This window comes from bacterium (genome assembly GCA_035945995.1).
Taxonomy (GTDB): Bacteria; Sysuimicrobiota; Sysuimicrobiia; order Sysuimicrobiales; family Segetimicrobiaceae; genus DASSJF01.
The window spans coordinates 1-9,026 of sequence record DASYZR010000089.1; the positions used below are offsets into that span (position 1 = coordinate 1).

Sequence of the window (9,026 nt, forward strand, 5' to 3'; positions counted from 1 at the left end):
AGCGCCGCGGCGGCGCCGAGCGCCCGCACGGCGCTGGCGACCGTCCCGGCGCGGCGGGCGCGGGCACCGAGCGCGGCCGCGGCGATCGCGTACAGGACGAGCACCAGCGCCCCCAGCACCGCGAAGCGGCCGAGATCAGCCATGGGGTCAGGGCCTCATCGCGCCGATGGCGGATCCGCCGGATTGTACTTCGTCGGGCACTTGGCAAGCAGCGTGGTCGCGTCGAACGTCCCGTCGCGCCCGACGCCGCCCTCCACGACCACCTGCCGCCCCTCGGCAAAAATATCGGGCACGACGCCGCTGTACCGCACCGGCAGCGTGTGCGCGCCGTCCGTGATCACGAACGCGAGATGGCGGTGCGCGGCGTCCCACCGCACGGTCCCCTCGGCCACGGTCCCGCCGAGGCGCACGCGCGACGGCAGGGCGGGGCCGCGCTGCACCAACTCACCGACCGTCACCCAGTAGGTCGCGCCCTGCTGAATGCCGCCGTACACGAGGTAGGCCAGCGAGAGCACGATGAGGACGGCGCCGCCGGCAAACGCGAGCGTGCGGCGGCCCGCCCCCGGCCGCGCCTCCACGCGGGTCACCGCGCCACGGAACCGGCCGCCCGGCCCACCGCCGCGTCGTCCTCGTGGCCCGCGGCGTGCGCCGTCTCGTGATCGCCGCCGCCGAGCCGGCGCATCTCGTCCTCCAGCGCCTGGGTGCGTCGGAGGAGCGCGCGGACGTAGAGGAAGAGGGCGATCCAGACGATCGTGAACGACCAAAAAAGGTAGGTCATGCCGTCACCGTCATGCCGTCACCGCCTGATCGTCGGCGAGCATCGCCATCCGCGCCTCCATCACGCCGATACGAATCCGCAGCCGCACGAGCAGCACGTACACGAGACTCCAGGCGGCGAGACCGGCGGCCAGGGCCCACGCCATCGCGGGGGCGAGCCCCACGCTGTGCGACGTGAAGATCACCGGCGATAGCGCCCGCAGGTAGCGGGCCGATAACCACACGAGCGGCACGTCGACGAAGCCGACGATGGCGAAGACCGCGGCGATCCTCCGCTGGCGGTCGTCCTCACCCGCCGCGGCGCGCAGCATCAGATAGCCGGCGTAGATGAACCAGAGAATGAGGTAGGTGACGAGCTGAGGGTCCCACGTCCACCAGGTGTTCCACACCGGCCGGGCCCACAGCGATCCCGTGATGATGACCAGGCTCGCAAAGAGCACGCCGATTTCCGCCGCCGAGGCGCTGGCGACGTCCCAGCTCCGCCGCCCGGTGCGAAGATATTGCGCCGCCGCCCACGCGGCGTGGCCGAAGGCGACGAATCCGACCCAGGCAAGCGGCAGATGCACGTAAAAGATCCGCTGGACGTCGCCCATGATGCGCTCGCGCGGAGCGTAGACGAAAGCCCCGTACAGGGAGACTAACATCAGGCCCCCCATCGTCCACATGAGCCATCCGTCCCGCGACCGGCGCACGGGGAAAATGATAGCGGACCGTCGGGGCCGTTTCAATGAAACCGCCCGCCGGCCGTCACTCTTCGACCACGTACTCAAACAACCACACGCCCAACACCAGCACGATCACGTCGAACGCGAGGAGGAACCGGACGGGCCCGAGCACCGCCGCCACGCCCGCGCCGTCGAGGGCGGCCGTCACGCCGGTCAGCGACACGATGATCGCCGGCAGCGCCACCGGCACGAGCAGGATGGGCAGGAGCACCTCGCGGAGGCGCGTCGTCGCCGCCATCGCCCCCAACAGCGTCCCGGTGGCCGCGAACCCGACGCCGCCCAGCGCCAGCGGCGGCGCGAGGGCCGCGAGGTGTCGCCCGATCGCCGCGTTCACGAGGGCCGTGGCGGCCAGCACCACGACGGCCATGAGCAGGAGCGTGAGCAACAGATTCGCCGTGCACTTGGCGAGAAACAGCGTCCCCCGCCCCACGGGCGTGAGGAGGATGCCGGACAGCGCCTGACGGTCGTGCTCCAGCGCCTGCGCCCGCGCGAGGCCGAGGGTCGACGCGAAGACGACGGTGATCCAGAGGATGGCCGCCGTGACCTCGGCCGGCGGCGAGCTGCCGACGGCGAGCCCCTGCACCACGAGCGAGAGAAAGCCCACCAGGCTCATCGAGGTCATGAGCTCTCGCGTGCGCGCCTCCGCGACGAGGTCCTTCCAAACGAGCGCGGCGGCCGCCCTCACGACGGCCGCGCCGGGGCCCGCCGCGCCGCGGCGGCCGCCTCTCGATACCAGCCCTCGACGCTCTCCGCGTCCGCGCCGGCCAGCACGCGCGGGGCGCCGAGCCGGCCGTTCGCGAGAAGGCGCGCGTCGGAGGCGAGGCGGACAGCGTCGGTGCCCTGATGCGTCGCCAGCACGACGGTCCCGCCGGCCCGGCGAAACGCGCCGGCGTGCGCGGCCACACGGGCGGCGGCGTCCGGGTCGAGCCCGGAGAAGGGCTCGTCGAGCAGCAACACGTCCGGCGCGTGGAGCAGCGCGCGCGCGACCGCCGCCCGTTGCACGAGTCCCCGCGAGAGCCGGGCCACGACCGTGTCGCGGTACCGGGTGAGGTCGAGGAGCGCTGAGACCTCGTCGATCCGCCCCGGCGCCGCCTCAAGCGCGTACAGCGCCGCGTACAGGTGCAGGTTTTCCCGGATCGTCAGGCCGCCGTACAGCATCGGCTCATGGCCGACGTAGCCGATCCGGCAGCGCGCGCGCGGCGCGGCGAAGGGGTCGTCGCCGGCGACGCGCACCGTCCCGCGCGCCGGGCGCAGGAGGCCGGCCAGCACCCGCAGTAACGTCGATTTGCCCGATCCGTTGGCGCCGAAGACGGCTAGGCCCCCGCCGGCCGGCACGTCGAGCGATACGCCGCGCAGGACGCGCTCGCGGCCGAATCCCCGCCACAGATCCCGGGCGGCGATCGCCGCCGCGCTCCGCGGCACGGCCGCATCGGCGGAGTCCCGCGCCGCCGGCGCCGTCGGTGCCGCGGACGGGTCAGGGTCCCGCAACACCGCCGACGAGGGCCGCCACGTCCCCCGGTGCAAACAGGAAGTACGGATAGCCGCGGAACTCGAGCGCGTCCTCGGCCGGCGGCTCGATCCGCAGCGCGTGGAGGTGGGCTTCGAGGCGCGCGATCTCGGGCGCAAGCGCTTCGGCGAGCCGCCCGTTGATCTCGCGGATCCGCCGCGTTGCGGCCCGGCGCTGCGGCCCCGGCCGCATCGTCTCCACCTCTCGGATCAAGGTCCATTTTTCGTCGATGAGGCGCCGCTCGGCCTCGCCGGCCGCCGCGAGATGCCGGTCCGGGTTGTGGCGCAGGTCCATCAGCCGGCGCTCGAGTGCGTGCCGCTCGACGGCGCGACGGCGTCCGCCCTCGAGCGGCAGGTGCAGCGTCGCCGTCGCGACGGCATAGGGTGCAGGCCGGACGCCGAAAACGCGCTCGGTGAACGCGTCGGTCACGCGATCGTACCGGCCGCCGCCGACGCCGTGGATGAACAGATCGCCCACGCAGAGCCGCGCGAACATCGTGAGCGTGATGGCCTTCGGCCGGAGCGCCAGGTGCGACGCGGCGAGCGCCTCCAGCCCTCCCGGCCCGGCCGGAACGGTCGCGAGCGGCTCACCGGCACAACCGAGCGCCAGCCGGTTCCCCTCGCGCCGGGCGCACAGGTCCGCCCGGCGGCCCTCGTGGAGGATCCAAAACGGCGCTTCGCTCCACTCGCCGGTCTGCATGAGGTTCGGAAACGGATTGGCGAGGGAGCGGACGCGGTGGGTCCGCCGATACGCGTCCAAACATCCATTGTACGCGGCGAGGAGGGCGCGCGGCTCCTGCAAGAGATGCAGCGCAAACGCCTGAAATTCCGGCGTGTCGGAGAGCGCCGACACCGTAAGATCGGCGTAGCGCGCAGTACCGGCGCGGCTCTCGTATTCGCGGCGCAGGATGTCGAGATACCCGGCCAGCGTGGCGCCGTCCCGCCGCGCGGCGGATTCTCCCGCCGCAAACGCCATCAGCCGGTCGGTCAGCCCCGGGACGCCCAGCGTGCCGAGATCCCGGCGGACGGCCTCGACGAACAACGCCCAGGCATGCGGCGTCGGGACCGCGGCGGCTTCCAGGGGCACGTTGTCGGGCAGGGCGACCAGCGCGTGTGAGGTGCGCCCGACGCCGTCCCGCACGACCGGTACCGGGGCCGCGATCGGCCCCGTGGCGTCCGTGTCGACGACGAGGTGCACGCCGCGGGCGCCGTTGATACCGCACAGCCGGTTCAACAGGAAGTATTTGACCCAGACGCCGGGATGGAAGAACACGGGCTGGTGACCCATGAGGACGAGCGGCCGGTTGTCCCGGCCCCGGCCCGGGGGCGCGGCGCGTGCCGGTTCATCACGCCCGGCGGCCCACGCGCCGGTCCCGGCCGCGAGGGCGAGCGCGCGCGCGCGTGCCGTCCGGCGAAACTCCGCCAAGGGCACGCCGAGGATCGCGGCCCCGTACGCGCCGGACGGCGCGTACGGGGCCACGAGCGACGTCAGCCGGTCGAGCGGCGGGACGAACAGCGTCTCGCCCGACCGCTCGGGAATCGTGTACTCCGCCGCCACGGCCGCCGATTCCGGCATCAGAGCAGATCTCCGAGCGTGCGGACGCCGATCGGCTCTTTGCTCGCGAACGGCTCGCCGTAGGGGCGCCGGATACGGCTGCCCCAGTAGGCCGCCACCGACCGGATCGTCTCGAGAATCGCGAGATTGCCGCGCTCCTCGTTGAACTGCGAGCGGTAGCACGCCACCGCCTCCAGTTTGCGCTCCATGTGCTCGGACACGTCCACGATAAACGCCGGGACGACCTGCAGCCGGTAGTGCGTACAGAAGAAATGCAGGATGCGCTCCGGGTAGTACGGCGTCCCGCGCATGTCGGTGCGCGTCAGCTTGGCGTAGAAGCGCGCGGCCTCGGCGAGCCGCTCCGCCGCGACGTGGTCGGGATGGGCGTCCACCCAGTAGGGCGCGCACACCACGTCCGGCCGCGTCTCCCGGATCACCTCGGCGACCGCGACGCGGTTCTCGAGGGTATCCATGAGATAGCGGTTCGGCAGGGGCAGCGTGATCCGGCGTTCGACGCCGAGGACGCGCGCGGCTGCCTCGCTCTCGGCACGGCGTCGCTCCGGCGAGCCCATCGGCGTCGGCTCGCCGTCGGTGAGATCGAGGAGCGTGACGGTGTCGCCGCGCCGCACGAGCGCGCCGATCGTGCCCCCCATGCCGATTTCCGCGTCGTCGGGATGCGCCCCGACTACGAGGACGTGCGCCACCGGCTCACCTCCCGGTCGATGATCGACAAGTAGTATGTCCGCCGCGCGTCGGGATCGTCGAGGCCGCCCCAGAACCGGCGGTCCGGATTCTTGTAGATGCGCGGCACGGGAAGCTCCGTCACGCTCAGGCCCAATCGCGCCGCCTGCAGCCACACCTGCAGTGGCAGGCCGTAGCTCCGCTCGTCGAGGCGCATGCGGGCCAGACCGGGCACACGGTAGGCCTTGAACCCGCACCACGCGTCGGTCAGCCGGAACCCCGTGAGCTCGTTGACGATCCGGGTGATGTCTTCGTTGAGCCGCTGCCGGTCCGGCGGCGCAGGATCCCCGGCGCCGGGCGCTTCCGGATGATACCGGCTGCCGGACACGATGTCAAACCACCGGACCGCGTCCAGAAACTCGGGAATCAGCCGCGGCTCGTGCTGCCGGTCGCAGTCGATCGTCACGGCCACGTCGAACCCGCCGTCGAGCGCGTAGCGGAAGCCGTCGATCAGCGATTGACCGTATCCCTCGTTCTGGGCGTGGGTGAGCACCTCGAGGTCCGCGACGCGCGGCCCGGCAGCCCGTAGGATCCCGGCCGAGCCGTCGGTCGACCCGTCGTCGACGACGAGGATGCGCGCCGCGGCGTGGCGGCGTACCTCATCGAGGACGCCGGCTAGCGTGGCCGCCTCGTTGTAGAGCGGCATCACGATCACCGTCCGCGGTGCCGGGTCCGCCATGTCACCGGGTGCAACGACGGCAGGACGCGCCCTATGCCCCGCGCCGGCTGCGGCGGGGGTGCGGCGCACGCCGGGCGCCCCGCTGCCGCGGGGCGGGCCGGTCAGCCGCGGCGCAGGCGCTCCGCGGCGGCGCGGGCGAAATAGGTGAGGATCAGATCGGCGCCCGCGCGGCGGATCGCCGTCAGCACTTCCCACATGGCGCGGGACTCGTCGAGCCAGCCGTTCGCAGACGCGGCCGTGAGCATCGCGTACTCGCCGCTCACGTGGTAGGCCGCGGTCGGCACCCCGAAGGTCGTCTTGACCCGCGCGATGACGTCCAAATACGGCAGCGCGGGCTTGACCATCACGATGTCCGCGCCTTCCTCGATGTCCAGCCGCACCTCGCGCAGCGCTTCGTCCACGTTGGCCGGGTCGAGCTGATACCCGGCGCGGTCGCCGAACTGCGGGGCGCTCTCGGCCGCGTACCGGAACGGCTCGAAGAAGGCGGACGCGTACTTGGCCGCGTAGGCCAGGATCCCGACGTGGGTCCCGCCCGCGGCGTCCAGCGTCCGTCGGATCGCGCCAACCTGCCCGTCCATCATGCCGGACGGGGCAACGAGATCCGCCCCCGCCTCCGCGTACGAGACCGCGATCCGCGCGTAGGCCTGCACGGTTGCGTCGTTGTCCACCGCGCCGTCCACGAGGACGCCGCAGTGCCCGTGCGACGTGTACTCGCAGAGGCAGAGATCCGGGATGAGCACGAGCCGGTCGCCGACCTCGCGGCGCACGCGCCGCAGCGTCTGCTGGACGATGCCCTCGGCGTCCCACGCCGGCGTGCCGGTCTCGTCCTTGCGGGCCGGAATTCCAAAGAGCATGATCGCCGCCACACCGGTCTCGGCGAGCGCGCCACATTCCTCCACGACACTGGACGCGGTGTGCTGCACCTGGCCCGGCATCGACGGAATCGGCACCGGCCTCGGCACGCCTTCCTTCACGAACAGCGGCGCGACGAAATCCGCCGGCGCCAGGGCCGTTTCGCGGATCATGTCGCGCAGACGATCGGTGCGCCGGAGGCGGCGGAGCCGCCGCTCGGGAAATCCCATCAGGCTCTCCGTCCTTTCGCGGCCGGCCTGCGGCGGCCGAGGCCCGTCCGCAGGGCATCGACCAACCCCGCCAATGTGTAGTGCTGCGCCACGATGCCGACGCGGAGGCCGGCCGCGCGGGCGGTCTCAGCCGTAACCGGACCGATGCAGGCCACAAGCACCCCGTCGAGCGCGCGCGCCGCGCCGGGACCGACGAGACGCACAAAGTGGCGCACCGTGGAGGAACTCGTAAAGGTAATCGCGTCGATCCGGCCTCCCCGAACGGCCGCCGCGGCCTCCGGGACCTGCCGATGCTCCACGTCGGTGCGGTACGCGGCCACGACGTCAACGACGGCACCGGCCCGCCGGAGCCCGTCCGGCAGCACATCGCGCGCCACGGCCGCCCGGGGGATCAGCACGCGCGTCCCGCGCAGACCGCCGCGCGCGAGCGCAGCGAGGAGCGCCTCGGCCCGGAACTCGGCCGGCGAGACGTCGACGGTGAGACCGTGCCGGCGCAGAGCCTCCCCGGTGCCCGGGCCGATCGCCGCGAGGCGCGCGCGGCCCAGCACGGCGGCGCGATGGCCGAGGGCCGCCAGCCGGTCGACCACGGCGGTGACGCCGTTCCGGCTCGTGAAGACCACCCACGCATACTCCGCCAGGCGGGCCAGAGCCGCATCAAGCGGTTCGTAGTCCGGCGGGGGCGCGATCCGGATCGTCGGAAACTCGACGATCTCCGCGCCCTCGGCCGCGAGCAACCGCCGCAACCGGTCGTCGGCGCGGGGGCGCGTCACGACGATCCGCCGCCCGGCCAGCGACGTGCTCGCGGAAGGGCGGCTCACCGGCCTCGCGCGGCGGACCGCGGCGCCGCCACCGCCAGGTCCCCGGCGTGCGCCAGCAGGCGGTCGGCCACGGTCAGTCCGAGCCAGCCGGCCGCCCCCGCCGGCGCCGCGGCGCGCTGCCGCCGGACGACGCGTCCGTCCTCGCTCGCGACCAAGCCCTCCAATGTCACGCGACCGCCGTCGAGCGTCGCGAGCGCCGCGGCCGGCGCCCGGCATCCGCTGCCGAGACGCGCCACGAAGGCGCGTTCCGCGGTGACGGCTTCGCGCGTAGGAGGATCGTCGACGGCGCGCAGGAGCGTCCGGACCTCGGCGTCGTCGCGGCGCGCCTCCACGACGAGCGCCCCCTGCGCGGGCGCGGGCAGCATGATGTCGGGCTCGAGCCATTCGGACACCCGGCCGGCCCATTCCATCCGCACCAGCCCGGCCCCGGCCAGGCACAGCGCATCCGCGTCGCCCCGGTCGAGCTTGGCAAGCCGCGTATCGATGTTGCCGCGAATGGGCACGATGACGAGGTCGGGGCGGCACGCCCGCAGCTGCGCGGCCCGCCGCAGGCTGCTCGTCGCGATACGGGCGCCGAGCGGAAGCCGGTCGAGCGGCAGGTTGTCCCGCGAGACGAGGACGTCGCGCGGATCGGCGCGGCGGAGCACCGCGCCGAGACACAGCGCCGGGTGCAGGGTGGTCGGCAGGTCCTTCGCGCTGTGGACCGCGAGATCGCACCGGCCCGCGGCCACCGCGGCCTCGAGCTCCTTGGCGAAAAAGCCGATGCCCTCCAACTGCTCGAGCGGAACCGACGGGGCCCGGTCCCCCGCCGAGTGGATCACGACGGTCTCGACCGCGAGGTCCGGCGCGTACGGCCGCAGGGTCTCGACGAAAATCTGTGTCTGACGCAGGCTCAACCGGCTTCCGCGCGTGCCGATGCGAAGTCGCTGCGTCATCTCATCGCGGCGCGTCGCGGAACCGGCGGTGACGGAGACCGGCCGGGCTAGTGCCGGGCGCCCTTCCGCGGGCGCTTCCGGACCGAGGCGCGTGCCACCGTCCGCCGGCCCTTTGCCGGCCTGCCGCCGCCGGCGGGCCGAGCCTTCGCTCTCGCGGACGGCCTCGCCGCGGACCGCGCCGCCGCCCGGCCGCCCGTCCCCGCCGTCC

At 73.3% G+C, this 9,026-nt stretch carries 11 protein-coding genes; all 11 read right to left on the reverse strand.

What is annotated here, in order from left to right:
• Positions 1-155: 155 nt before the first annotated feature.
• On the reverse strand, positions 156-578 hold the full coding sequence (locus tag VGZ23_09465; GenBank protein HEV2357821.1) for a cytochrome c maturation protein CcmE: 423 nt from the start codon (positions 576-578) through the stop codon (positions 156-158).
• Positions 579-583: 5 nt separating this feature from the next.
• Entirely contained in the window at positions 584-778 is a 195-nt protein-coding gene (locus VGZ23_09470; protein ID HEV2357822.1) for a CcmD family protein, read from the reverse strand.
• A 10-nt stretch (positions 779-788) separates the two neighbouring features.
• A complete protein-coding gene (gene ccsA / locus VGZ23_09475; protein ID HEV2357823.1) occupies positions 789-1,442 on the reverse strand; it encodes a cytochrome c biogenesis protein CcsA in 654 nt (217 codons plus the stop codon).
• Between the two features lie 82 nt (positions 1,443-1,524).
• Positions 1,525-2,187: a heme exporter protein CcmB gene (locus VGZ23_09480; GenBank protein ID HEV2357824.1), complete on the reverse strand. Its 663-nt coding sequence runs from the start codon at positions 2,185-2,187 to the stop codon at positions 1,525-1,527.
• Positions 2,184-2,924 carry a heme ABC exporter ATP-binding protein CcmA gene (gene ccmA, locus VGZ23_09485; GenBank protein HEV2357825.1) on the reverse strand — a complete coding sequence of 247 codons (741 nt, stop codon included), beginning with the start codon at positions 2,922-2,924 and terminating at the stop codon, positions 2,184-2,186. Before ccmA ends, VGZ23_09480 begins: the two co-directional genes overlap by 4 nt.
• 52 nt (positions 2,925-2,976) lie before the next feature.
• On the reverse strand, positions 2,977-4,584 hold the full coding sequence (locus VGZ23_09490; GenBank protein HEV2357826.1) for a hypothetical protein: 1,608 nt from the start codon (positions 4,582-4,584) through the stop codon (positions 2,977-2,979).
• Positions 4,584-5,267: a bacillithiol biosynthesis deacetylase BshB1 gene (bshB1, locus tag VGZ23_09495; protein HEV2357827.1), complete on the reverse strand. Its 684-nt coding sequence runs from the start codon at positions 5,265-5,267 to the stop codon at positions 4,584-4,586. Before bshB1 ends, VGZ23_09490 begins: the two co-directional genes overlap by 1 nt.
• Complete coding sequence (locus VGZ23_09500) at positions 5,249-5,950, reverse strand: glycosyltransferase family 2 protein (GenBank protein ID HEV2357828.1); 702 nt, start codon at positions 5,948-5,950, stop codon at positions 5,249-5,251. Before VGZ23_09500 ends, bshB1 begins: the two co-directional genes overlap by 19 nt.
• A 134-nt stretch (positions 5,951-6,084) precedes the next feature.
• Entirely contained in the window at positions 6,085-7,065 is a 981-nt protein-coding gene (hemB, locus tag VGZ23_09505) for a porphobilinogen synthase (GenBank protein HEV2357829.1), read from the reverse strand.
• The gene (locus VGZ23_09510) at positions 7,065-7,883 is read right to left on the reverse strand and encodes a uroporphyrinogen-III synthase (protein ID HEV2357830.1); all 819 of its coding nucleotides are present in this window, start codon (positions 7,881-7,883) and stop codon (positions 7,065-7,067) included. Before VGZ23_09510 ends, hemB begins: the two co-directional genes overlap by 1 nt.
• A partial coding sequence (gene hemC / locus VGZ23_09515; GenBank protein HEV2357831.1) for a hydroxymethylbilane synthase occupies positions 7,880-9,026 on the reverse strand: 1,147 nt, incomplete at its 5' end. The genes hemC and VGZ23_09510, both read right to left, overlap by 4 nt.